16 protein-coding genes and 1 tRNA gene are annotated in these 25,197 nt (G+C 60.4%); 9 read left to right on the plus strand and 8 right to left on the minus strand.

Features of this window, described 5'->3' with window-relative positions:
• Window positions 1–21: 21 nt before the first annotated feature.
• From HMPREF2980_RS05135 to HMPREF2980_RS05165, 7 genes are all read left to right on the plus strand, one after another.
• Complete coding sequence (locus HMPREF2980_RS05135; RefSeq protein ID WP_080974537.1) at window positions 22–1,089, plus strand: FecCD family ABC transporter permease; 1,068 nt, start codon at window positions 22–24, stop codon at window positions 1,087–1,089.
• Complete coding sequence (locus HMPREF2980_RS05140) at window positions 1,089–2,195, plus strand: FecCD family ABC transporter permease (RefSeq protein WP_070690506.1); 1,107 nt, start codon at window positions 1,089–1,091, stop codon at window positions 2,193–2,195. Before HMPREF2980_RS05135 ends, HMPREF2980_RS05140 begins: the two co-directional genes overlap by 1 nt.
• On the plus strand, window positions 2,195–3,037 hold the full coding sequence (locus HMPREF2980_RS05145) for an ABC transporter ATP-binding protein (protein WP_049349016.1): 843 nt from the start codon (window positions 2,195–2,197) through the stop codon (window positions 3,035–3,037). Before HMPREF2980_RS05140 ends, HMPREF2980_RS05145 begins: the two co-directional genes overlap by 1 nt.
• A gap of 511 nt (window positions 3,038–3,548) precedes the next feature.
• A complete protein-coding gene (locus tag HMPREF2980_RS05150; RefSeq protein WP_070690509.1) occupies window positions 3,549–4,937 on the plus strand; it encodes an enterochelin esterase domain-containing protein in 1,389 nt (462 codons plus the stop codon).
• A gap of 268 nt (window positions 4,938–5,205) precedes the next feature.
• On the plus strand, window positions 5,206–6,906 hold the full coding sequence (locus HMPREF2980_RS05155) for a (2,3-dihydroxybenzoyl)adenylate synthase (protein ID WP_070690511.1): 1,701 nt from the start codon (window positions 5,206–5,208) through the stop codon (window positions 6,904–6,906).
• A gap of 66 nt (window positions 6,907–6,972) precedes the next feature.
• Entirely contained in the window at window positions 6,973–7,200 is a 228-nt protein-coding gene (locus HMPREF2980_RS05160; RefSeq protein ID WP_005507422.1) for a phosphopantetheine-binding protein, read from the plus strand.
• 257 nt (window positions 7,201–7,457) lie between these two features.
• Window positions 7,458–11,822, plus strand: coding sequence for a non-ribosomal peptide synthetase (locus HMPREF2980_RS05165; protein WP_210399289.1), 4,365 nt, complete (start codon window positions 7,458–7,460; stop codon window positions 11,820–11,822).
• Window positions 11,823–11,896: 74 nt separating this feature from the next.
• Here the strand turns inward: HMPREF2980_RS05165 and HMPREF2980_RS05170 are convergent, their stop codons facing one another.
• Complete coding sequence (locus HMPREF2980_RS05170; protein WP_070690513.1) at window positions 11,897–12,766, minus strand: hypothetical protein; 870 nt, start codon at window positions 12,764–12,766, stop codon at window positions 11,897–11,899.
• Between the two features lie 614 nt (window positions 12,767–13,380).
• A complete protein-coding gene (gene aceE / locus HMPREF2980_RS05175; RefSeq protein WP_070690516.1) occupies window positions 13,381–16,113 on the minus strand; it encodes a pyruvate dehydrogenase (acetyl-transferring), homodimeric type in 2,733 nt (910 codons plus the stop codon).
• 479 nt (window positions 16,114–16,592) lie between these two features.
• On the opposite strand from aceE, the gene HMPREF2980_RS05180 reads away from it, so the two are divergent.
• Window positions 16,593–16,665: transfer RNA gene (locus HMPREF2980_RS05180), tRNA-Val, on the plus strand.
• A 172-nt stretch (window positions 16,666–16,837) separates the two neighbouring features.
• Window positions 16,838–18,310, plus strand: a complete 1,473-nt coding sequence (gene gndA / locus HMPREF2980_RS05185) for an NADP-dependent phosphogluconate dehydrogenase (RefSeq protein ID WP_005505596.1) — start codon at window positions 16,838–16,840, stop codon at window positions 18,308–18,310.
• A 220-nt stretch (window positions 18,311–18,530) separates the two neighbouring features.
• Here the strand turns inward: gndA and epsC are convergent, their stop codons facing one another.
• The 6 genes from epsC to HMPREF2980_RS05215 form a co-directional block, all read right to left on the minus strand.
• Window positions 18,531–19,115 (minus strand): serine O-acetyltransferase EpsC, encoded by a 585-nt coding sequence (gene epsC / locus HMPREF2980_RS05190; protein ID WP_005505599.1) that lies wholly within the window; start codon window positions 19,113–19,115, stop codon window positions 18,531–18,533.
• A 299-nt stretch (window positions 19,116–19,414) separates the two neighbouring features.
• Window positions 19,415–20,350 (minus strand): cysteine synthase A, encoded by a 936-nt coding sequence (gene cysK, locus HMPREF2980_RS05195; protein ID WP_005505601.1) that lies wholly within the window; start codon window positions 20,348–20,350, stop codon window positions 19,415–19,417.
• Window positions 20,351–20,752: 402 nt separating this feature from the next.
• Window positions 20,753–21,529, minus strand: coding sequence for a DUF6318 family protein (locus HMPREF2980_RS05200; protein WP_012903318.1), 777 nt, complete (start codon window positions 21,527–21,529; stop codon window positions 20,753–20,755).
• 117 nt (window positions 21,530–21,646) lie between these two features.
• On the minus strand, window positions 21,647–22,615 hold the full coding sequence (locus HMPREF2980_RS05205) for a DUF6318 family protein (RefSeq protein ID WP_070690525.1): 969 nt from the start codon (window positions 22,613–22,615) through the stop codon (window positions 21,647–21,649).
• Between the two features lie 106 nt (window positions 22,616–22,721).
• Window positions 22,722–23,564: a DUF6318 family protein gene (locus HMPREF2980_RS05210; protein ID WP_070690528.1), complete on the minus strand. Its 843-nt coding sequence runs from the start codon at window positions 23,562–23,564 to the stop codon at window positions 22,722–22,724.
• 267 nt (window positions 23,565–23,831) lie between these two features.
• Window positions 23,832–25,034, minus strand: coding sequence for a DUF6318 family protein (locus tag HMPREF2980_RS05215; protein WP_070690531.1), 1,203 nt, complete (start codon window positions 25,032–25,034; stop codon window positions 23,832–23,834).
• Window positions 25,035–25,197 lie beyond the last annotated feature (163 nt).

Consider the following 25,197-nt stretch of genomic DNA (forward strand, 5'->3'; position numbering starts at 1 on the left):
GTATCGAGCATAAGGAGCATAGTGGCCTTCACGAGCTCATTGTCCCGAGATGTTCAGCAGGAGAGTACGTCCCGTCAGGGTTCTGTGATTCAGGGGCAGAAGTTGGGTAAGCGCCTGGCTTTTCTGTTCTTGTTTGCGGTGCTTTTGGTGGGGGCTGTGGCTGCTTCTTTGCTGTTCGGGTCGAATAATCTTCCGCCGGATCAGGTTCTGGCTGTTTTCAATGGCACTGCTTCTGAGCAGGCGCAGACGATTGTGATGGAGCAGCGCATTCCGCGTACCTTGGTGGGTCTTGCGGCGGGTGCGGCGTTGGCGGTTGCCGGTTCTTTGATGCAGTCGTTGACTCGTAACCCGCTGGCTGAGCCCGGCCTGATGGGTGTGAATGCCGGTGCTGCGGTGGCTGTGATTGCTTCCGTGGTGGTTTTTGGCGTGATGGGTATTTGGCAGTACATGGTTGCTGCGACGATTGGTGGCGCGTTGGCTGCGGTGCTGGTGTACACGCTGGGTCGTGGTCGTGACGGGTCGATTGTGAAGCTCGCTCTGGCGGGTGTGGCGATTTCTGCGGCGCTGTCGGCGATTGCACAGGGCCTGATTTTGGCTGATCAGGATGCATATAACGAGTTCCGTGTGTGGGTTGCCGGTTCGCTGGAGGGCCGCGGTATGGATATCGCGTCGACGGTGGGTCCGGTGATTCTGCTGGGTATGCTGGTGGCGTTCTTTGTGGCTCCTGCGATTAATGCTCTGAGTATGGGCGAGGAGGCGGCGACCAGCCTCGGCGTGAGTGTGCGTACGACCCAGAATTTGACGTTGCTGGCGGTGACGGTGCTTGCCGGTGCGGCGACTGCTGCGGTGGGTCCGATTGGTTTTGTGGGTTTGGCGGTGCCGTTTGTGGTGCGTGCCCTACTCGGTAATGATGTGCGCTGGGTGAATTATGGTTCGGCGCTGTTGGGTCCGGTGTGGCTGCTGTGTGCTGACGTGTTGGCGCGTGTGCTGGTGGCTCCGCAGGAGACTCAGGTGGGTATTGTGGCGACTCTTGCCGGTGCCCCGGTGTTCTTGTTCTTGATGACTCGTCGTAAGGTGGAGGCTCTCTAATGTCGAATTCTTCCGCTGTTTCGACGGCGACCGTCACCACTGCAGCTAATCGTTCTGCGCGTCGTAGCGGCCGCGATTTGGGTGGCCGCCCGGTGTTGACTGTGCGCGGTCCGCTGAGTGCTCAGGTGCCGTGGCGTGTGCTGATTTTGAATGTGGCGTTGGTGGTGCTGATTGCGGCGCTGGCGTTTTGGGGCATGTTGCAGGGTGATTATAAGATCGCCCCGGAGAAGCTGATCCCGGCGCTGCTGGGTGAGGGCAAGCAGATTACGGTGGCTTTCGCTCAGCAGCGTGCGGCGCGTATTGTGGCGGCGCTTCTGGTGGGTGCGGCACTTGGTCTGTCGGGTGCGATTTTCCAGGTGATTTCGGGTAATGCCCTGGGGTCGCCGGATATTATCGGTTTCACGAATGGTGCCGCGACCGGTGCGCTGTTGCAGATTATTGTGTTCAATTCCGGCCCCGTTGAGGTTGCCCTGGGCGCTGTGGTTGGTGGCTTGGCGACTTCGGTGCTGGTGTGGCTGTTGACGCGCCGCACGGGCCTGCATGGCTTCCGCTTGGTGCTGGTCGGTATTGGTGTGGGTTCGACCCTGGCGGCGTTCAATGCGCTGCTGGTGGTGCGTGCTTCGCTGACTCAGGCGCAGACCGCGGCATCCTGGCTTGCCGGTTCGCTCAATGACATCACGTGGGAGCGCACCTACGCGCTGCTGGGTCTGTTGCTCGTGGTGACTCCGCTGTTGCTGATGCTGGTCCGCCCGCTGGGCGCGATTCGTTTTGGTGACCAGGTGGCATCCGGTTTGGGTGTGAGCGTGAACGCGTACCGTGTGGCGGCTCTGTTTATCGGTGTGCTTCTGGTTTCGCTGGCGACCGCGACGACCGGCCCGATTGCCTTTGTCGCCCTGGCGGCACCGCACATCGCGAAGACCCTGTCTCGCAGTGGCGGGGTGGGCTTCACCTCCGCGGCACTTATGGGTGCGCTCATGGTGCTCGGCTCTGACCTGATTGGCCGATTCGCTGTTCCCGGACGCATCATTCAGGTGGGTGTGGTGACCGGCGCGATTGGCGGCCTGTACCTGATTTACCTGATTTACCTCGAAAGGAAGAAGAGCTAGTGAACGCTAGTGTGACGACCCGCCTTGAAGGCGAGAACATGGTGGTTGCCTACGGTGAGCATACGGTGCTCAACGGGGTAGATTTTCAGGTGCCGGAGGGGGAGCTGACCGTTATCCTAGGCCCGAACGCCTGCGGTAAGTCGACCACCTTGAAGGCTCTTGCCCGCGTGAACCCGCTCAAGGAGGGTGAGGTTCGCCTGGACGGCACCCCGCTGCCGCAGATGAAGTCCCGCGCTATCGCGAAGATCTTGGCGATGCTGCCGCAGACCCCGGAGGCGCCTAGCGGCGTGACCGTGGCGGATGTGGTGGCGCGCGGCCGCTACCCGCACCAGTCACTGCTGCGTTCTTGGTCTGATGAGGACGAGCGCGCCTGCGTGGAGGCGATGCAGGCGGCGAATGTGCTGGAGCTTGCTGAGCGTCCCATTGAGGCGCTTTCGGGCGGTCAGCGTCAGCGCGTGTGGATTGCCATGACCCTGGCGCAGCAGACCCCGCTGATTCTGCTGGATGAGCCGACCACTTACCTGGATATCACGCACCAGATTGAGGTGCTGAACCTGACGAAGAAATTGCATTCCGAAGGGCGAACGGTAGCCGTGGTTTTGCATGACCTGAACCTCGCTTTCAGGTATGCTACTCATGTTGTGTTAATGAAGCAGGGCCGGATTATCGCTCAGGGCGATCCGCGTGCGATAATTACACCGGAACTCATTCAGGAAGTTTTTGACCTGCAATCGGTCATTATTCCTGATCCATGCACTGGTACCCCTTTGGTTATTCCGAAGGAGAACCAAACAATTCATATTGCCGCTGACGCTATTTCGGCGGCCCGCGAAAGCGAATAGTTTTCGCCCCTAAGCCGCGTGGGAGTTAGCACCAACCGTCTCAGTACGGGTGGAAAAGCTCGGCATTGCGCCAAGCAGCGAACGCTAGGATCTGAGGGACCCAGGATCCCCTGCGCGTAGGGCGCCTACCCGGTGCTCGCCCGTCTTTGACGCATGAACGGATCCGAGCACTGGGTAGGTTCCATTTTGGGAACCCGTAGATGAGGCACCGAGACTGCCGCATGAGACTTTGAAAGTTGCGACTTGAGAGGTTTGATGCACGGTCTCGGTGCCTCATCTCATTTAACTGCCCGGTTTGTGGTGGCCACTGTTTGCGATCTACAGTTGGGGCCTGTATTTGAACCCCGCGCTCGCTGTCATGAATGTCATGTTGTGGTTCTTTCGCTTTTTCCTTTGGCTGGAGTTTGGGTAAGGGATACCATAGAGTGAGGTAGTAGAGGCTAACTAATGATAATGCGCCTCCTCACCGATTCTCACCGATTGAGTGTTTCCACAGACCAAGGAGGAACCGTTGGGCGAGCACGAACCCACCGCGACCGTTCCCGCGCAGAGTATTTCTGCACAGAACACTTCTGAACAGGCTACTTCGGCGCAGCCGCGTACCGTTGCACCGACCGTGCGCCCGACCCCTCCCAAGACCCCGCGCCCCGTACCGGCACCGCGCGTGGACAGCCCCCTCATCAGCGCCATTATCGCCGAGGCGGTCAGCCCCGAAGAGCTGAACGCCCGCATCCTTGAGGTCGTCTCTGAAGGCACCCCCATTATCGAGCCGGTGCACCGCGAAGACGGCAGCATCAGTGAGAACGAACGCATCGTCACCTTCCTGTACCACAACGAGCAGGCGGAGCAGGTGCTCATGTTCATCAACCGCCTGACCGATGAGAAGAACCTCGACCGTTCCCTCATGGCCCGCATCGAGGGCACTGGCTGGTGGCAGCTGAGCATGCAGATGGAAACCACCTGGCGTGCCTCCTACAACTTCTTGCCGACGCTGCCCGGCGAGCGCCCCGCCTGGCTGGGCGATGACGACCAGGTGCGCCTGCGCGCCGCCCTGGATTCCGGCGAGGGCGACCCGCTGAACCCCGAGACCGCGTGCAACCGTATCGGCCGTTGCATGGGTGTGGTGCAGCTTGAGCACGCGCCGGTGCAGGAGTTCATCCTGACTCAGGAAGAGATTGACGCGCTGCCCGCCCCCGAGTGGATGCAGACCTCTGACGGTCACCAGTATGTGCTCGGCCGCGTGGGTGACCCCGCCCCGAATGCGCCGCTGTTCATCCAGTTCGACGGTGAGATGTGGTTCAGCCAGGGTATGGAGCACACCCTCAACCGTGCCCACGAGGCGGGCCGTATTCCGGCGATGCACGTGTTCTTCCTGCACTCTGGCGGTCGTGAGAACCGCTGGAAGGAGCTGAACGGCGACAACCCGATTGCCGACTACCTGGTGGACATTGCATTCCCGCACCTGGAGGCGGTGCACGGCATTAAGACCGCGCCGCAGAACATTGTGATTAACGGTCAGTCGCTGGGAGGCCTGTCCTCCCTGTTGGCGGTGCTGAGCCGCCCGGAGGCGTTTGGTGGCGCGATCGCGCAGTCTTCGTCGCTGTGGCAGCCGCAGGTCATGGACTGCCTGGACGAGCTGGAGGCGGCGGGTGAGATTGACCGCCTGCGCCACCTGTACCTTGAGATTGAGGTGGGGGAGCAGGAGTGGGTTCTGGTGCCTCCTCACCGCGAGCTGAAGGAGCGCCTGGAAAAGCTGGGCCTGAAGAATGCGCGTTGCACGACCTTCAACGGCGGTCACGATTATGCGTGCTGGCGCGGTGCGATTGTGCCGGCGTTGGAACGTATTATTGCTGCCCGCTGGGAGGCTGAGCGCGCTGAGCGGAGCTTAGCTGAGGAGTAGCGAGAGGTCGCCTAGGGATCCTGCACGGGTAGAGCACACCCCGCATGGTGGGCGGGCGGGGTGCCCCGTTAGGGTAAACACCGTCGCGCCCGTATCCTAGAGAAGTACAGCCTAAGAGAAGTGCAACACTACCGCGCCGCGAGGGGTGCCGAAGGGTACCCGGCGTAGGCTGCGCACCCGCCCTCATTGACGAGATGGCATCACGCTGCGAACTCACGCAGCACGTGAGCGCTATAGAAACCGCAAACGACACAGAAATCGAGAGAAGATGACCGTAGAACGTAGCCCCCTGGCCCCCACGCCGCTCATCCCCGAGTCTTTTGCCGCGAAGTACCGCGAAGCCGGCTACTGGATTGACCAGACCATCCCCGAGTTCCTGCTAGATGCATGCCGCGCGAAGCCGCACTTCCCGGCGCTGGTGGCAATCTCGCACGCGCAGCTCGATGAGGACGGCAAGCCCCAGCAGATTCGCCTCTCCTACGGTGAGCTGGAGGCGGCAGGTCGTGCCGCTGCGGCGCGCCTCGTTCAGGCTGGCGTGCAGCCCGGTGACCGCGTGCTGCTGCAGCTGGGTAACACCGCCGAGTACCTGGTGTACCTGCTGGGTATTTTCTGGGCGGCTGCGCTGCCGGTGTTCTGCCTGCCGCAGCACCGCACCACCGAGCTCGTGCACTTTGCGACCCGCACCGACGCTGCGGCGCACGTGTTCTCTTCGCTGACCCCGGGCGCAGATTTCACCGCCCTGCACGAGGACGTTGCCGCCGAGCTGCGCAAGAACTCCCTGGAGCCGCCGGTCGCTATTGACGTTGCGGAGCCGCTGACCCCGCTGACCGAAGAGGAACTCGCTGAAGAGTTCGTGCCCGGCGTCATTCAGAACACCGAGAACCTGCGCGCGAGCGAGCAGGTGGCGTTCCTGCAGCTCTCCGGCGGTACGACCGGCATTTCGAAGCTGATTCCTCGCACCCACGCCGCCTACCTGTACTCGGTGCGCGGCTCGGTCGATATCTGCAAGCTGAACAACAACACGACCATGCTCGTGGTGCTGCCCGCCGCGCACAACTTCACGATGAGCTCGCCCGGTATCCTGGGCGTCATGTGCGCCTCCGGCAAGCTGGTGTTCGCGGCGGATCCGTCCCCGCAGACCGCGTTCCACCTCATTGAGATGGAGGGTGTGACCACCTCCGCGCTGGTGCCTCCGCTGGCTCAGGCGTGGGTCGCCTCCGCGGAAAAGCGCGGCGTGTCCCTGCCGTCCCTGCAGACCCTGCAGGTGGGCGGTTCGAAGCTGGCTCCGGCGGTTGCGGGCAAGATCGAGTCGGTGCTCGGTTGCACCGTTCAGCAGGTGTTCGGCATGGCTGAGGGTCTGGTGAACTACACCCGCTCGACCGACATGATTGAGCTACGCCTGCGAACCCAGGGCTACCCGATTAGCCCCGACGACGAAATCCTAATCGTTGATGATCAGGACCAGCCGGTCAAGCGCGGCGAGAGCGGCCACCTGCTCACCCGCGGCCCGTACACGATTCGCGGCTACTACCTGGAGGAGAACGCGAACCGCTACGGATTCACCGAGGACGGCTTCTACCGCACCGGTGACATTGTGCGACTGGTAGCAGGCAAGTACCTTGAGGTGACCGGCCGCGCGAAGGACCAGATTAATCGCAATGGCGAGAAGATTGCCGTGGACGAAATCGAAGAGCTGGCGCTGACCCACCCCGACGTTTTTGACGCCGTGGTCCTGGGCATCCCGGATGAGACCGTGGGTGAGCGCGTGGGCCTGGTCATTGTGCCGCAGGAAGGCGCCGACTTGGGCGAAAACCCGCGCCGCACGATGCACGAGTTCTTCACCTCGAAGAAGCTCGCCGACTTCAAGATTCCGGAGCGAGTGCAGGTTCTGCAGGAGCTGCCCACCACGAACGTGGGTAAGATTTCTCGCCGCGAACTGCGCGCCAAGCTTGCCGAAATTTTCGGCTAAACCCTTTGAGCTGACCATTTTCAGCTAAACCGTACGCCCTTATTCCTACCCCTATTGAGGAGAAAAATGTCCGCATTTGAGACCCTGCGCCCCATCATGGAGAAGTACATCGTCGAGCCCGACTCCCTGCAGACCGCTTTTGACGAGCCGACCACCGACCTGTTCTCCCTAGGCATGGACTCTATGGGCGCATTCGCCCTGCTCGACGACCTTGCCGCTGAGGGCGCCGTGATTGAGTTTACCGAGCTGGTGGAGAACCCGACCGTGGAGTTCATCGCCTCCCGCCTGGGCTAAGCGTTACCGCACCCCGAGTGCCCGCCTGCCGCGAATGCAGACGGGTGCCCGGGGTGTTTGCTACTCGCCTCGTTTTTTCTGTGCGCCGGTTTTGCGCCGTGTTGTGTAGCTGCGTTTACCCTTGTCAGCGCACTTCTGTCAGTGCACTTCTGTCAGCGTGAAGCGGCGGGGCAGTAGCCTCCCTTTCACACCTACCTTTAACACACCGCATATCATCCCTAATCCAGACCCCTAATCCAGACCTTTGAGAGGCCACCATGGGCGTAGCTGATACTACCGCACCCGCTAGCTTCGGGACTGCTTCCGACCTTCGCACCGCCGCGAACCCCTCCGCACAGCACAGCGCTGACAGCCCCTGGCTGCCGCTGACCACTAACGCGCGCGGCATCTACTTTGCCGCCGCGATTGACCCGACGAACCCCTGCTACAACACCGCGGAGGTTCTGCAATGCCCCGCAGACACCGACCTCGCTCTGCTGCGTGAGGCTTTTGAACAGCTCTACCGCGAGAACGAGGGCTTCCGCGTGCGCACCCGCATTGCTGATGGTTCCGCATCCCAGCAGATTCTGACCGAGGAGGCGTTCCTCGCGGGCATTGACCTGCTCGTGGACGGGGGCGAACTGAGCGGCACCGCCGAGGCGGGGGAGGAGAACGCCTCTGACCTGCCCGAATCAGCCCTGCCTGACTCTGATTTGCCCGCGCCGGTGCGCGCCTGGGCGCAGCGCCTGCTCGCCCAGCCCCTCGCCACCGATGAGGGCGTGACCGTGCGCAGCGCAGTGGCGCGTTACGGCGGGTTCCTCTGGGTGTACCATTCCTTCTCCCACGTGGTTGCCGACGGATTCGCGGCGTTCAACGGCCTCTCCCGCGTGGCGGCGATATACCGCGCCCTGTCCGCCGGTCAGCCGGTTCCGGCAACCCGCCGCATGAGCCTGCAGCAGCTGCTCGACGCCGACGATGCCGCCTCCACCGCCCGTGACGAAGACGTTGCCTTCTGGGAGGCGAGCGGCGCCCTGGAACAGGAAGATACCTCCCTGGCGGGTCGTACCGCCTCCCCGTCGGCTCAGTCTGTGCGCCTGGCGTTCAGCATTGACGTGCCCACCCAGCAGGCTCTGCTGGATGCGGCAAAGCAACACGCCGTCTCCTGGCCCGTGTTGGCGACCGCCGCCGTCGGCTCGTACCTGGCGCGTGTGGGCGGCTACCCGCAGGCTTCGTTCGGCGTGCCGCAGATGAACCGCATGTTCGCCCGCACTCTGCCGGAGGCGACCCGCGCCCTGGGTACGGCGAGCGCGCAGACCGGCTGTACCGCGGTGAATGTGTTGCCGGTGCAGGTTGCGGCGACCGGCCCCATCACGGAATCCCTGCACTCGGTGAAGGAGCAGTACGCCCGCAACGCTGAGCATCCGCTGGCTCGTCAGGAAGACCTCGAGCGTACCGCACGTAACGCCCAGTCCAGGCTGTTTGGTGCGCAGATTAACGTGGTGCCCTTTGACGCGGTGCTGCCGCTGGCGGCACCCTCCAAGGACGAGTCCGGATCCGCGGTACCGACTGCGCGCATTCACAATATCTCTGCCGGTCCCGTTGCTGACGCGACCTTCACCCTGCGCGGCATGCCCGGCCGCGGCAACAGCATCTCCTGCGAGATTGACATGAACCCGGCGCTCTACACCGCTGAGGAGCTGGAACGTCACGCCGCCCGCCTGAGCGAGTGGCTGCCCGTCTACGCGGCGGAGGCGCAGCGCGAGGGCGCCTCCCTGAACAACCTCGGCTTGGCGACCGAGGCGGAGCTTGCGACCCTGCGCGAGCTGACCGCCCCGGCGCTTACCGAGCACCCGATGGAGTACAAGACCCTGCTGGGTCGCTTCCGTGACGCGGTGGCGGCGCATCCGCAGGCGCTCGCCGTGCTGGATTCTGCCCCCGCACCCGGTGAGGTACTCACCCCCGAGTCGGAGCGCGCCTACGCTTTTGACCGCGCCCTCACCTACGCCGAACTGGACGAGCGAGCTCGAGCCCTTGCCGCGCAGCTGCTGGACTGGGGCGTTCGCCCTTCCGACGCGGTGGGTCTGCGTGTGCACCGCGGCGCCGAGCAGTACGTGGCGCTGTACGCCCTGCTGTACGCTGGCGCCACCTATGTGCCGGTGCTTCCGGATCTGCCCGCTGAGCGTGTGGGCGTGATGATGGAGGACGCCGAGTGCTCCCTGCTTCTGCACGGCCCCGGCCTGCACCCGCTGAACGCGGAAGAGCTGAACCCGCAGGAACCGCAGCGTCACGCGAACCTGCCGCAGCATACTCTGCCCCTACTGAGCGCCGAGGAACCCAACGGGGAACACTCCTCAGCACCCGCCGCAGAGGAGCTTCCGGGCGCGAAAACCGGTCTGGACGAGGACGCTTACGTGCTCTTCACCTCCGGCTCCACGGGCAGGCCTAAGGGCGTTGCCATCAGCCACCGCGCGATTGATAACCGCCTGCGCTGGCAGCAGCACCAGATTCCGGTGGGGGAGGGCGACCGCGTTCTGCACAAGACCCCCATCTCCTTTGACGTGCACGTGTGGGAGCTGTACTGGCCTCTCGCCGAGGGTGCCGCCGTGGTCATTGCCGCGCCGGAGGGTCACCGCGACCCCGCCTACCTGGCGCGAGTGATTGCCGAGCAGTCCGTCACTGCGGTGCACTTTGTGCCGACCATGCTGTCGGCGCTGACCTCTTCGCCGGCGGCGCGCCGCATCCTGGCTGATGCTGGCTTCGGTCAGGATCGAGAGCAGCCCCTGCGCTACGTGGTCTGCTCGGGCGAGGCGCTGCAGAAGGACCAGGTGCAGGCTGCGGGCGAGGTTCTGGGCGTGTACCCGCTGAACCTGTACGGCCCGACCGAGGCGGCGGTGGACGTGACCTTCTGGGAGACCTCCACCGACCCGCAGCGCGAGAGCGTGCCCATTGGCGAGCCGGTCTGGAACACCGGAACCCTGATTCTTGACCCGACCGGCCACCCCGTGCCGGTGGGCGTGACGGGTGAGTTGCACCTATCGGGTGTGCAGCTGGCGCGCGGCTACAAGAACAACCCGCAGGCGACCGCGGCGGCTTTCGTGGAGCAGGCTCCTGCCGGTGCGCTCGCGCTGCTGAACGGTGAGAGTCAGCGCCTGTACCGTACGGGCGATTTGGCGTGCTGGGAGATTCTTCCCGATGGTCGTGCCGTCATTGGCTACCGTGGTCGCACGGACTATCAGATTAAGGTTCGCGGTCAGCGCCTGGAGCTGGGCGATATTGAGATGGCTCTTGCCGCGGTTGAGGGGGTGACCGCTTCGGTGGCTCTGCTGTACCGCGGTCTGCGTGAGCCCGCCCTGGCGGCGGTGCTGGAGGTCGGCGACGTGCCCGCTGAGCGTGCCGAGCAGCTGGTGGAGGCGGCGCGTGAGCATTGTGCGCAGGTTCTGCCGGACTACATGGTTCCGACCCTGTGGCATACCCTGCCTGCTCTGCCGGTGAGCCCCTCCGGTAAGGCGGATCGCAAGCTGTTGGCGTCCCTGGACCTGACCCCTCAGACTTCCGATGCTGAGGGTCCGCACGGTCTGCTGGAGCAGCAGCTGTGCTCGATTATTGCCGGTGTGCTGGGTCGTGAGCGTTTCGGCGTGGATGAGGATTTCTTCGCCTCGGGTGGTCATTCGCTGGCGGCTCTTGAGGTGATTGCCGCGGTTGAGGAGCAGCTGGGTCTGAGCGTGAGCATTGGTGCGCTGTTTGCGCATCCGACAGTGCAGGCTTTGGCGGCGTCCATTGCGGGCGAGCGTGGCGAGGGTGCGGAGTTCGCGCCGGTTCTGCCGCTGCGTGAGCACATTTTGACTCAGCGCGAACACGTTGTGACTCAGCGTGAGCAGCCCGTTGTCCCCGATACTACCGGTGCCCCCGCGCCGCTGTTTATTCTGCCGCCTGCTGGTGGTTTGGGCTGGTGCTATGCGGGGTACCTTTCGCATCTTCCGGCTCAGCAGGGTGTGTATGCTGTGCAGGCTGAGGCGTTCTCTGACCCGAATGCCGGGTTTGCGTCGAGTTTGCAGGAGCTGGCTGAGGGCTACCTGAAGCTGATCGAGAAGACCCTGGCGGAGCGTTCGTTGCCGCGTCGTTTTGCGTTGATGGGCTGGTCTGTGGGCGGTACTGCCGCGGTGCAGGTGGCGGCTCTGGCGCAGGCTGCGGGTGCGCTGGTTGAACGTGTCATCCTGTTGGATGCGTATCCTTCGGAGCAGTGGCAGGGCGTGCCTGCGCCGGATGAGCAGGAGAGCTTCCGCGCGCTGTTGCGTATGGGCGGTTTGCCGGAGCCTGCCGCCGATGAGCGGCTTGATTTGCCGGGTACGTTGGAGCGTCTGCAGCGGGCGGGTTCGGCGATGGGGTACCTACCGGAGGAGAAGCTGGGCGTGTGCTTGGGTAGTATGCGTGCTTCAGCGGCACTGATGCGTGGTGCTGAGCAGGCGTTCTTTGATGGTGATGTGTTGCTGGTGGGTGTGCCGCATGAGGATCAGCCGTATTTGGACGCGGCGGGTTGGGCGGCGCATGCGTCGTCGTTCCGTGCGGTGCTGCTGGAGGGTACGCACCCTGATTTGGTGAATCCGGCGCGTCTGGCGGAGGTGACCGGCCACTTCGCCAATTAGCCCGCTCTATCTGTAGAGTAATTAATAAATATAAATGTCCCCGATTGATGATTTATCAACCGGGGGCATTATATTTATTGGTTTTTGAGAACCCACTCTTTATATCGGAGATAAACTTCTGATAGCTGCTTTCGCTGTTCTTCTAGTTTTGTTTCATTATCTCGAATGAGCGGTTTTTGATATGAGGCTACGAGGTTGGCAAGACCTTGAGCCATTCCTGTATCTTTACTGCATTGTGCTTCAATGACACTGATTCGAATTTCTTCTTCTGAGGCCGGGGCATTATTATCACCACTAGCGCGGGTTGCATCTGATAGCTCTTGTGTTTCCCATTCTTCATCGCCCTTTCGTGGCGTTAGACCTTTATCCGATAGGCATTTCCACCATGCTTCACGGTATTTTTTCCATTCGGGATGATTCATGGCAGCTGCATAGGATTCACCGTGGATTCGACGATAGGCTTCTGTGAGGCCACTTTGCTCTTCGAGGCTGATGCCGGCAATCTCTTTCAACGTGGCTAAGATTTCAGGCATGCACTGTTCCATGATTTTTGTGTCATATCCCCCGTATGATGGTGCATTCCCGGATCGCTTGTAGTTTCCATATTTGGCGGAGTATTCGGGGTTCCAGAGGCCAAACTCGCGACTGGACGAAAAGAATTTCCTATCTTCTATATCCGGGATATATATTTCGTAGGATTGGCCGTGTTTTGCGAAACAGCGTTGCCTGAGAATTTCCAAGGCTTGAGTGTAATACTGGGAATTTTCATCTAAATGGTCATTGTATTCTTCGAGTGGAGTAATGATTCGGTTGTTTTTATAGTCTAGAGTTGCTTGGGCTGTTTCATCACGTTCTAGTTGCGGGCCTGTAGAACAGGATGTGCATGCTAGCGTGAATGCAAATGTTAAAGCCATTGCGGGCTGAAAGAATTTCTTGAGGTTCATAATTCTCCCTCCTTAATTGGATAAAGAATATGCGGCCGTAAAGAAAGCGGGGCTGCATTTTGCTGATTGTTGCAAAGCATATGCCTCGGTGAATATGGGTGTCGAGAGAATCTGGAATCTATGTGAATCCCAGAGCGATAAGCAGAATCTCGGGGGGAGTGCTTGCTAGCTTGGGAGTGCACCCATAGCGAAAGGCTAAGACGCTATGGCAGACCACGCACAAGGGTGTTTCTGCAGCGTCGTTACTGCTGGGAGAGTATTCTAGAGCTTCATCATGAACCCCTATGAGTTATGGAGGGTAAATACTCGTAGATGAGTGAGTCGTGCCCCCCCCGCTGGTCGGGCACCCTGAATATCCACCAATACTATGGCGAATATCATAGTTGAAGGGTGGTTAAAGCCTACCACCGGCTAGACGCACCAGGCAATCAAAACTCCGGTCACGTCTGATTTATTACATGAGAAACGCATAGTCAACGAGAATATCAACAGGAAAAAGCCCGGGCGCCCTGCACCTCGTCACAGTTAAAACACGAATGCCCCCGGTTGATGATTCATCAACCGGGGGCATCGTTTAGCTTCTAACGCAGAACCGGGGTTCTACAGCTAAATGCTTAGTGCTGCTCCAGCTCGGAGTTAGCGTTCACGTTGAGCAGGTCGTACTTAGCGAATGCCTTCGCGGGAACGTCTGCTGCAACCTCGCCGCGCTTTGCCAGCATCTGCAGGGTACGGACAACAACCGACTCTGCATCGATGTGGAAGAAGCGACGTGCACCCGGGCGGGTGTCTGCGAAGCCGAAGCCGTCAGCACCCAGGGTTGCGAAGTCGTTCGGAACGAACTGGCGGATCTGGTCGGGAACATCCGAAGCGAAGTCGGTGGTCGCGACGATCGGGCCAGCAGCGCCAGCCAGCTTCTGGGTCACGTAAGGAACGCGAGCGGGCTGGTTCGGGTTCAGCAGAGCCTCTTCCTCAGCGGCAATGCCGTCGCGGCGCAGCTCGGTCCACGAGGTGACAGACCAGAGGTCTGCGGAGACGCCCCAGTCCTCAGCCAGCAGCTGCTGAGCCTTCTCAGCCCACGGAACAGCAACGCCGGATGCCAGCAGCTGTGCCTTGGGGCCGGAGGTCAGCGGGGACTCGCTGATCTTGTGGATACCCTTGATGATGCCCTCAACGTCAACGTTTGCCGGCTCAGCAGGCTGGTGAATCGGCTCGTTGTACACGGTCAGGTAGTACATGACGTTGTGGTCTTCGTCCTTGGTACCGTACATCTGCTCGATACCGCGCTCCACGATGTGAGCGATCTCGTAGCCGTAAGCCGGGTCGTAGATCTTGAACGCCGGGTTGGTGGACGCCAGAATCGGGGAATGACCGTCGTTGTGCTGCAGACCCTCACCGGACAGGGTGGTACGACCTGCGGTTGCACCGATGACGAAGCCGCGGCACAGCTGGTCGGCAGCAGCCCAGAAGCCGTCGCCGGTGCGCTGGAAGCCGAACATCGAGTAGAAGATGTAAATCGGGATCATCGGCTCGCCGTGGGTGTCGTAGGAGGAGCCCAGTGCGATGAACGCAGCGGTTGCGCCTGCCTCGTTAATACCCACGTGAACAATCTGGCCCTCGGGGGACTCGGTGTAGGTGAGCATGAGCTGGTGGTCAACGGGCACGTAGTTCTGACCGTTGGGGTTGTACAGCTTAGCCGAGGGGAAGAAGGAGTCCATACCGAAGGTACGTGCCTCATCGGGGGTGATGGGAGCGATACGGTGACCGAAGCCCTTCACGCGCATGAGGTCCTTCATCAGGCGGACGAACGCCATGGTGGTAGCAGCGGTCTGCTTGCCGGAGCCCTTCTTGGTCTGTGCGTAGACCTTGGACTCGGGCAGGATAATCTCAGGCTGGGTGTTTGCACGGCCGGGGATGTAACCGCCGAGTTCCTTGCGGCGTGCCTGCATGTACTGCAGTGCCGGGTGGTTTGCCTCGGGCAGGTAGTACGGCGGGTTGTACAGATCCTTCTCCAGCTCCTCGTCGGAGATGGGGATGTTCAGGTGGTCACGGAAGCCCTTCAGTGCTTCCATGGTGAACTTCTTGATCTGGTGGGTGGAGTTACGTGCCTCGAAGTAGGGGCCGAGCTCCGCACCCTTAATGGACTGTGCCAGGATGACGGTGGGCTTGCCCTTGGTCTCCATAGCTTCCTTGTAGGCTGCGTAGAGCTTCTTGTCGTCGTGGCCACCCAGGCGCAGGTTGAAAATCTGCTCGTCGGTCAGGTCTGCAACGAGTTCCTTGGTTTCGGGGTACTTGCCGAAGAAGTGCTCGCGGATGTAGCCACCGTCTTCGCCACGGAAGGTCTGGTAGTCACCGTCGAGGGTCTCGTTCATCAGCTGGATGAGCTTGCCGCTCTTGTCCTTCTGGAGCAGTGCGTCGTAGTCGGAGCCCCACAGGACCTTGATGACGTGCCAGCCTGCGCCGCGGAAGAATGCCTCGAGCTCCTGAACAATCTTGCCGTTACCGCGAACGGGGCCGTCCAGACGCTGCAGGTTGCAGTTGACGACGAAGGTCAGGTTGTCCAGGTGCTCGTTTGCAGCCAGCTGCAGTGCACCACGCGACTCGGGCTCGTCCATCTCGCCGTCGCCCAGGAATGCCCAGACGTGCTGCTCGGAGGTGTCCTTGATCTTGTGGTTGTGCAGGTACTTGTTGAAGGATGCCTGGTGGATTGCGTTCAGGGGGCCCAGACCCATGGAAACGGTCGGGAACTGCCAGAACTCGGGCATGCAGCGGGGGTGCGGGTACGAAGGAATACCGTCTGCGCCCTTGGTCTTCTCCTGACGGAAGCCGTCCATCTGGTCTTCGCTCAGGACGCCCTCAACGAATGCGCGGGAGTAGACACCGGGGGAGGAGTGACCCTGGAAGAAGACCTGGTCACCGCCACCGGGGTGGTTACGGCCGCGGAAGAAGTGGTTCTGGCCCATTTCGTAGAGGTCAGCCACACCTGCGAAGGTGGAGATGTGACCGCCAACGCCGATGCCCTTCTTCTGGGCACGCTGAACCATAATTGCTGCGTTCCAACGAATCCATGCGCGGTACTGGCGCTCGAGTTCCTCATCACCGGGGTACTCGGGCTGCTGGTCGACGGGGATGGTGTTGATGTAGTCGGTCTTGACCAGAGTCGGGACCTTAACGCCCTTCTCGCCAGCCTCCTTGAGCAGTGCGCGAAGGATGTACTCTGCACGCTCGGTGCCGTGAGTCTTGATAAGGTCCTCGAGGGACTCAGCCCATTCCTGGGTCTCTTCTACGTCGATGTCCTTCAGGCCATCAAGAAGGGTGCTCAGGGAGTGCTCGTTCGGTACGTTAGCCAAACTAATCCAACCTCTCTTCTGTGCGGTTGTGAGATCGCCCGCCCGCGATGTTGCGTTGTCGAACAATCTTTGTGTTTAAGCGCCATAGATCCGTGGGGTCTACTTCGCTACTTATCTCTACTATCTTAGACCTAAATGTGGGCTTCTTGGCATCAAACGAAGGTTTTTGTGATGTGGGTTTCGCGGCTTAGCTCTCTAAGCGAAAAATATGCGCATCAAAAGTACTAGTTAGGGTCTTTTTGCACCTATATAGCGCGGAATGGTGGGGTGGGCGGAATGGCGCGGAATAAAAGGGTATGGTCTACCTAAAAGGTCAAGAATCACCATGGCTTGATGTGGCTTGTTGTGGGGTGGGTTGCGAAAAGGAAAAAAATACTGAGACATAGAACACATGTTTTCGATTTGCATGCCACACCAGAAGCCCGTATAGTTTTCTCTTGTGTTCGCCACTGAAACAAAAACAAATCAGTGAGAACTACGGGTCTTTAGCTCAGCTGGTAGAGCGCCACGTTTACACCGTGGATGTCATCGGTTCGATCCCGGTAGGACCCACCGATTACCCCGGTACCGCAAGGTGCCGGGGTTTTTCTTTACCCACTACCCGCCGCGAGGGTGCCCGGCGGGAAGCTCACGAAGATAATCCAGCCGGAACTGTGATTCCTCCAAGCATAAAACTGCACTCCACCTATATTATAGCCTGCCCTAAGCGCGTATCCTTATATACATGACTGAAAACAAGAAGGCACAGATTGGTGTCACCGGCCTTGCTGTCATGGGCGCAAACCTCGCCCGCAACCTGGCACGTAACGGCTACACCGTGGCACTGCACAACCGTTCCGTAGAGAAGACCGACGCACTGCTGGCTGAGCACGGCGCAGACGGCGACTTCATCCGTACCGAGTCCCTGCAGGAACTCGTTGACTCCCTCGAGTCTCCCCGCCGCATCCTGATTATGGTCAAGGCGGGCGCACCCGTCGACGCAGTGATCGAGCAGCTCACCCCCATGCTCGATGAGGGCGACATCATTATCGACGGCGGTAACTCCCACTTCCCCGACACCATCCGTCGCGAGCACGCCCTGGCTGAAAAGGGTCTGCACTTCGTAGGCGTTGGCGTCTCCGGCGGCGAAGAGGGCGCTCTCTGGGGCCCCTCCATGATGCCCGGCGGCTCCGCAGAGTCCTACAAGCACCTGGGCCCGCTGCTCGAAAAGATCGCAGCGAAGGCACCGCAGGACGGCGCACCCTGCTGCGCATGGATCTCCACCGACGGTGCGGGTCACTTCGTGAAGATGGTCCACAACGGCATCGAGTACGCCGACATGCAGGTAATCGGTGAAGCTTACGACATTCTGCGCTCCATCGCAGGCATTGAGCCGGCACAGCAGGCAGAAATCTTCAAGACCTGGAACGAAGGCGACCTGAGCTCCTACCTGATCGAAATCACCGCAGAGGTGCTCGCACAGGTAGACGCAAAGACCGGCAAGCCCCTGGTTGACGTTATCGTTGACGCAGCGGGCCAGAAGGGTACCGGCCTGTGGACCGCTAAGGCCGGCCTGGACCTCGGTTCCCCCGTCTCCGCTATCGCAGAGTCCGTGTTTGCACGCGCCCTCTCCTCCTCCGAGCGTGAGCAGCGCGAGCAGGCACAACGCGAACTGCCCGCAGGTCTGATCGCAACCACCGGCATCGGTGCAGGCGACCCCGAGTTCGTTGAGGATGTGCGCCGCGCACTCTTCGCCTCCAAGCTCGTTGCGTACGCACAGGGCATGGACCTGCTCACCCGCGCAGGCAAGGAATACGGTTGGGATCTGAAGCTGGACACCATCGCATCGCTGTGGCGTGCAGGCTGCATCATCCGCGCCGAGCTGCTGGGCGACATCATGGCTGCCTACGCAGGCGAAGCGCCCGCGAACATGCTGCTGGCACCCGCCTTCAAGAACCTCATGGAGGAGCTCGTTCCTTCCTGGCGTCGCGTGGTGGCTAAGGCAACCGCACTGGGCATCCCCGTGCCGGTGTTCGCATCCGCACTGTCCTACTACGACGGCCTGCGCCGCGACCGCCTGCCCGCATCCCTGATTCAGGGTCAGCGTGACTTCTTCGGTGCACACACCTACGGTCGTATTGACGAAGAGGGCGCCTTCCACACCATGTGGAGCGGTGACCGTTCCGAGGTGAACGCAGCGGACATTCACGTTCACTAAGCTCACGTAGCTGAATACGTCAAAGCCCGCCTTCGGCTGGATGAGAATCCGGTCGAAGGCGGGCTTTCGTTATGTCTTGATGGGGCACCCCCGAGATGCCTCAGGGGTATCTTGAGGGGCGTATAGCAGGGGAGAAGACCTGCGGAGCCCGGTGAGGAGCTTGGAGCCTCATGAGGAGCCGCCAGGTGCGCCTCTACGGGGTCAAAATGCTTGCCAAGCGCTAAATCCACATGGCGGGGTCAATGTACTCCACAGCGTCCACCAGCGGCTTCTTCTTCTCCGGGGTACGCGGGCGATGCTTCGCCGGAATGCCGGTAATAATCGAATCGGCGGGGTGATCGTTGACGACCACGGCGTTCGCACCAATAGCGCTATCGGCACCAATCTCCACCGGGCCCAGCACCTTAGCACCTGCACCAATGGTCACACGGTCACCAATGGTGGGGTGACGCTTCACCTTCTCTAGGGAGCGACCGCCCAGGGTCACGCCGTGGTACAGCATCACGTCGTCACCAACCTCAGCGGTCTCACCAATGACAATGCCCATGCCGTGATCAATGAAGAAACGGCGGCCGATAGTCGCGCCGGGGTGAATCTCCACACCGGTCAGAAAACGAGCAAACTGCGAAAGAGTACGAGCCAGAGCCTTCGTCTCATCCTTCTGCCAAAGCTTATGGGTCAGACGGTGAACCCAAATGGCGTGCATACCCGAATAGTTCAGCGCAATCTCGACAGCGCCGCGCGCAGCAGGGTCGTGCTGGCGGACGTTCTCAATATCTTCACGCAGACGCGCAATAAAACTCATGGGTTCCCTTTCCCTCATCGGTCGTGCTCTGTGTATGCGACCTTTCCAAAGGTACCAACAACGGTGCTCATTCACCTATTCCCGAACTCTGTCGTCGTCATAGTGAGTGCTCTCTATAACATCTCGGTCACAATTGCGTGCGGAACGTAATATTCGGGCTCGGGCGGGTCTCAGCGGGGGAGCATCGCGGGAAAAACGCAAACGCTCCGCCCCGGCATGCAACCGGGACGGAGCGTCGAACACTGCGTACTGTTCTAGATGGCGGCCTCACGGGGAGGGGTGCCGAAGACCGGGGCCTATTAGCCGCGGATATCCTCGTACAGAGCGGTAGAGATGTAACGCTCACCGAAGTCAGGAACGATAGCCACAATCAGCTTGTCCTTGTTCTCAGACTTCTTAGCCTCCTCCAGAGCAGCCCACACAGCCGCACCGGAAGAAATACCGCCCAGAATACCTTCCTGGGTGGCCAGCAGGCGGGAGGTGCGCATAGCGTCCTCAGCGCTGACCGGAGTCACCGAATCGTAGATGCCGCGGTCCAGGGTGTCGGGAACGAAGTTAGCGCCCAGGCCCTGAATCTTGTGGGGACCAACGCGACCCTCGGAGAGCAGCGGGGAGTCCTTCGGCTCAACCGCAACAACCTTAACGTTCGGGTTCTGCTCCTTCAGGTACTTACCGGTACCGGAGATGGTGCCGCCGGTGCCAATACCCGCCACGAAAATGTCGACCTTACCGTCGGTTGCTTCCCAAATCTCGGGGCCGGTGGTGTTGTAGTGAATGGTGGGGTTCGCCTCGTTGGAGAACTGGGACGCCAGGATAGCGTTCTCGGTGGTCGCAACGATTTCCTTAGCCTTCTCCACAGCGCCGCGCATACCCTCGGTACCGGGGGTCAACACAATCTGAGCACCGTAAGCGCGCAGCAGCACGCGACGCTCAGCAGACATGGTCTCCGGCATGGTCAGGATGACGCGGTAACCGCGAGCAGCACCCACCATAGCCAGCGCAATACCGGTGTTACCGGAAGTGCCCTCAACAATGGTGCCGCCGGGCTTCAGCGCACCCGACTTCTCAGCAGCGTCAATGATGGCGCGACCGATACGGTCCTTAACCGAACCAGCGGGGTTGTAGAACTCAAGCTTGACCGCTACGTTACCGGGAAGACCCTCGTCCAGTCGGTTCAGCTTAACCAGGGGGGTCTGGCCGGTTGCTTCAACAATGCTGTTGAGAATCTTTGCCATGGGGTGCTCCTTCATGAGCTTGGGGGGAGGCCAGCCGCGATGGGGTCTCCGCAATGAATAATCGGTTACGTGGCAACTCTACTACTCACCGGCAGTAGGTTTAAACCTGCGGTCACAGTTCGTAATAATGCCAGAGAAAAACCTCAAGGAACGAGGTTCAGAAAGAGGGTACAGAAAAGCGCCGCACAAACCCTTTCTCGACAAAGGATGATGAATGTGCGGCGCTCTCTAGAAACATTATGTAGCCCAAAAGACAACCTCTGTATATAAGAGTAGTGGTGAACTCCGTTCACCGCAAGCTGGAGCCACAAATTTTATTGCCATCAATGGAAAAAACAGTAGAAAACCGCATCCTGAGACGGCACAACGCTAAAAGCGGGGGAGAAAACCAGCCTCAGAGGACTAGTTGATGTCCATGTGAAGATCCCACTTGTTGTTCAGGTAGCGGCCAACAGCCTCACCGAACATCTTCACGTGACGCTTATCAGCCGCCACGGTCTGCTCCTTGCCGTCCTTGAACAGCTTCTCACCCAGGTCCACGTTCAACGTCACGGTCCAGTTGTACGCGCCCTGAGCCAGAACCGGCTGCTTAGTACCAATAGTCAGGGTAGCGGTCGGGTTCACGTACCAGGTCTTCTTCTCATCAATACCGGCCTTGGTGGAGTCCGCGTACTTCTTCATCGCCGCCAGGGTCTCCTGGTCGGTGCTGACCTCGTTCATGTAGTGCATATCGCCGGTACGCAGCAGGTACTCAAACGCCGCACCGAAGTACGCCAGAGCCGCCGCGAAGCCAGCCACCGAATTCTGGTGCATAGCCTCCGGAACAATCGGGGACGGCACGTTCTGCGGCGGGTGCTCAGCATTACCCGGCTGGTACTCGCCGTGATCCTCCATCTTCTCCAGCTTCGCTACGCCACTGTAATCCTTATTGTCGTTAGGCAGCGGAGAGTTCGTTGCAGTAGCCGAAGCCGAAGCAGAAGCGGAAGGGGAAGCAGACGCCGATGCAGAAGCAGAGGGCGAAGCGGTAGCAGACTCAGAAGCAGCAGCAGAAGCGCTCTCAGAGCCAGAAGCGGAAGCAGACGCCTCAGAAGTAGCCTTAGAGCCACAAGCCGCCAGCAAAGCCATGGAGCTGACGCCCAGTACGCCCAGCGCCGCGCGGCGGGTCAGGTTCTCGGACATAGTGATACCTTTCAGTCAGTCGGTGATTGCAACCAGTTTAGCCGCAAACCCAACAGGATACAGAGTTGAGTGGACGAAGCGTGAGAAGCGCCTCGCAGATAAAAGCGTTATGACGAACTATGACGCCGCGGAAGTGGCGGACGCCTCAGCAGAAGCGGCGGCAGAAGAGGGCAGGGAAGCCGAACCGGATGCTGCCGCGCTCGCAGAGGAAACACCACCCTGAGCAGCGCTACCCTGAACAGTGGCACCGTACGCCACGCTCAGCTCCCACATCTTAGAATCAGGGTGGTAGCGGCCGCGGAAATCGCACTCCTGAACCGTCACCTGAGAAGCCGGACCCGCAGCAGAAGCAGAGGCAGTAGCAGAAGCGTTCGGAGACGCCGCATCAGACACCAGCGCATCCTCGGACGGCTCAGTAGGCTCAGCAGAAGCCGAAGCGCTCGCCGAGGCAACCACCGGCTGAATCTTGCCCTCAGCCACCGCCTCTGCACCAAAGTCCAGAGTGTACTTGCCCTTAAACAGCAGATTGCCATCACTCATAATCGACGGCTGAGCGCTCGCCAGAGCATAAGAAGCCGATGGGTTCACATACCAGGAACCCTTCTCCACACCAGCCAGAATCGAAGCCGACAGAGCATCCACCTCAGAGCGGGTCTTCGACGACAGCTGAATGCCGGTCGAGAACGCATCCGTGCTACCGGTCTTCACCAGATAATCCATAGCCGCCGCAAAATAAGCAATCGCCTCATGGAAACCCGTCACCGTATTCGCCGACAGAGCATCAGTCACCTTCGGCTTCGGAGCATTACGCGGCGGATGCTCTACCGTGCCCTGCTCATAATTCACCGCACCCTCATAGTGGGTGTACTCCACCAGACCCGAATAGTTCTTACCATCATCACTGTATCCGTTCGGGTTAGCGCTCGACTTCGAACCGTTCAGGCTACCACCCTGAGAACCAGACTGCTGGCTAGATCCACCCGAACCGCAAGCGCTCAACAGCGCCGCCGAACCGGCAACAGCAGAAGCCCTCACGCCCAGACGCAGCAGGGAGCGGCGAGAGAAAGACTGAGAAAAAGAAGACATAAGAGAAAAACCTTGAATCCAGGAAAGCTCGTTACTACCAGAGTAAAACAGATCATGCCCTAACCCGAGTGCGAGTTAGGGCATGATGCCTCATCCATCTGAGGGCTTAAAGGTTGTCACCATTAGAATTGCCGCCATTACCGGAGTTGCCGGAATTGCCAGCATTACCCCCATTAGCGGCACCACCATTAGCGCCACCATTCTGCGGCTGAGCCGACGCTTGAGCCTCGTACTCATCCTGAATAGTCAAAGTCCAGTCATTATCGTGGCGCACACCGGTAATCACCAAGCCGCGCTCAGTACGGCGCACCTTCTCAGACATCTCCGCAGGAGCACCGTCAATCACCACGGTCGGACCCAAATCAATCACCAGATCAAAGGTCCACTGCACGCTCTTCTTCACCAGCGCAGGAACCGCAGTGAACGCAGACATGGTCACCTTCGGCGACACAAACCAATCACGATTCTGCGAGCTCTCATTCGACTCATCCATAAACGACGAGAACGAAGCAACGAACTTCTCATCAGCCTTCGACTCACGCAGCGGAGCCGCATCACCGGTCAGCACCAGGTAGTTAATCGCCGCATACACGAATGCAATCGAATCGTACAGACCCTGCACCGAGTTTTCCGAAGCGCTCGCCGGGCGCTTGGGGAACGGCACGTTCTGAGCGGGCGCAGACTCGGTCGCCGGAACGAAAGTACCCTTCTTCTCATAGTTGTCGAAGGTGACCTCGCCGCTAAAATCAGTACGCGCAGAAGCCGAAGGGGAAATCTGAGGGGTATCCGCATCAGCGTTTTCGCTGGTGGACGAAGAACCACCGCACGCAACCAGTAGGGCGCTCAAAGACACGCCCGCAACGCCCGCACCCGCGTAACGCAGAGCAGTACGGCGGCTGATGCCGGTAGTGGAACTGGGAAGCCCGGAGGTCATGGGGAAAAGCGCCACGGAGTACCTTTCGAGTGAGAATCTCAGGTGAGAGACGAGTGAGAGTGCGCCTCGACGAGCGGATATCACACACGGACATCCCTCTAGAGACAGTCCTAAGTATAACGCGCCCCCGCCTTCACACCCGTGCGTACCAGCGCTCAAACGAGCGTGATATGCCGCCCATCAGCGAACTTACCGCAGCCAGTGAACTCAGTGGAACCAGCGGGAGCATCGCACCGGATGGGGTGAAAGAGGGGACGCGTTCATCGTCTATAGGGGGAGGGGCTACTGGGCGCCCTCACCGGGGACACCACCGGGAACACCGGCAGGTGCCTCAGCGCCGCCAGCTGCACCGCCCGCATCGGGGGCACCGGGCGCTACGGTCGGCTGAGCCGTCGCAGCTGCAGGCTGAGTCGCCACGGGCTGTGCGGGAGCGGTAGCCACAGGCGCCTGGGTCGCGGCAGGCTGAGGAGCCTGAGCCGCGCCACCCTGACCGGTGCCGGCCTGTGCGCCACCGTTCTGCGCACCACCGTTCTGGGAGCCAGTGTACTGACGGGAACCGTTCTGGGCGGAAGGAGCCTGCGCACCACCGTTCTGCGCGGCACCATTCTGAGCAGTGCCCTGAGCCGCGCCGTTACCCGAAGTATTCGCGCCGGTGTGTGCGCCAGCATTAGCCGCCACGGTGCTGTCATCAGTCACCGTCGGGGTATAGGTCGAGGAAGGATGCGCACGCGGAGTCTGCGTCGGCTTCGGAGTCAACGCGGGATCGTACTGCTGAGGCGAGATGACGACCCAGCGCTTCGCCTCCTCATCGTACTCAGCGTAGAGAGCCTTAATCTCCTGTGCCTCAGTGTCTTCCAGAGGCTTGGTCGTATTGGTCGCCTTCTCAACCTGCATACCGTGCGCCTGAGTTACGGTGCACGCCCACGCATACTTAGTGCCGCGGGTCGTCGGCTGCTTATCGGTCAGACGGAAAGTCCACTCACCATCAACCAGCCAGTTCGTGCCGGGCGCATAGAACGCACGCAGTTTCTCCAGCGCCGCACGGTCGGTAGAGTTCTGAGCCTGAACCACCTGCAGAGCAGGACCGGGGTCACCGGTCATGCGGGCATAGTTCACCGCCGCCGCAAAATACGCGAAGGTGGCGCGCAAACCGCGGGCGTTCTTGTCGTACATGCTCTCATCCTCAATCGGGATGGGCACGGCACTCGCCTTAGAATCAACGCTTGCCGGGCCGGCAGTCGGCTCAATCGTGTAGACCTGACCGGTTTCCGGGTCGGTGCTACTCATCGGGGCTGCACCGTTACCCGCAATGTACTTAGTCCACTTCAGCTCGCCCGACAGATTGTCGTAGGCACCCGCAATCGAAGCGGAAGCAGTGGGGGAGGCAGTCGCCTCCGCAGTCTTTTTGGAACCGCAAGCGGCAAGCATAGCGCCCAGGGCGGCGGTGCCCGTAAGCGCAATAAAGTGGCGGCGGCTGTGAATCATAGTGATCCCCTTGAATGTGCTGTGATGCGGAAGTATCGGTGATAAGTGAAGAGCTCACGCTCCAATTCTCAGCCTAACATCACGCCCCTACAGGAGGGCGCGAAGCAGTCACCCGCAGGGCGGGTAGACGCGTATTGAGGCGAAAATGGGCGGACCTCATCTA

Origin of the sequence: Rothia sp. HMSC076D04, assembly GCF_001814645.1 — a bacterium.
In the GTDB taxonomy this organism is placed as follows: Bacteria; Actinomycetota; Actinomycetes; order Actinomycetales; family Micrococcaceae; genus Rothia; species Rothia mucilaginosa.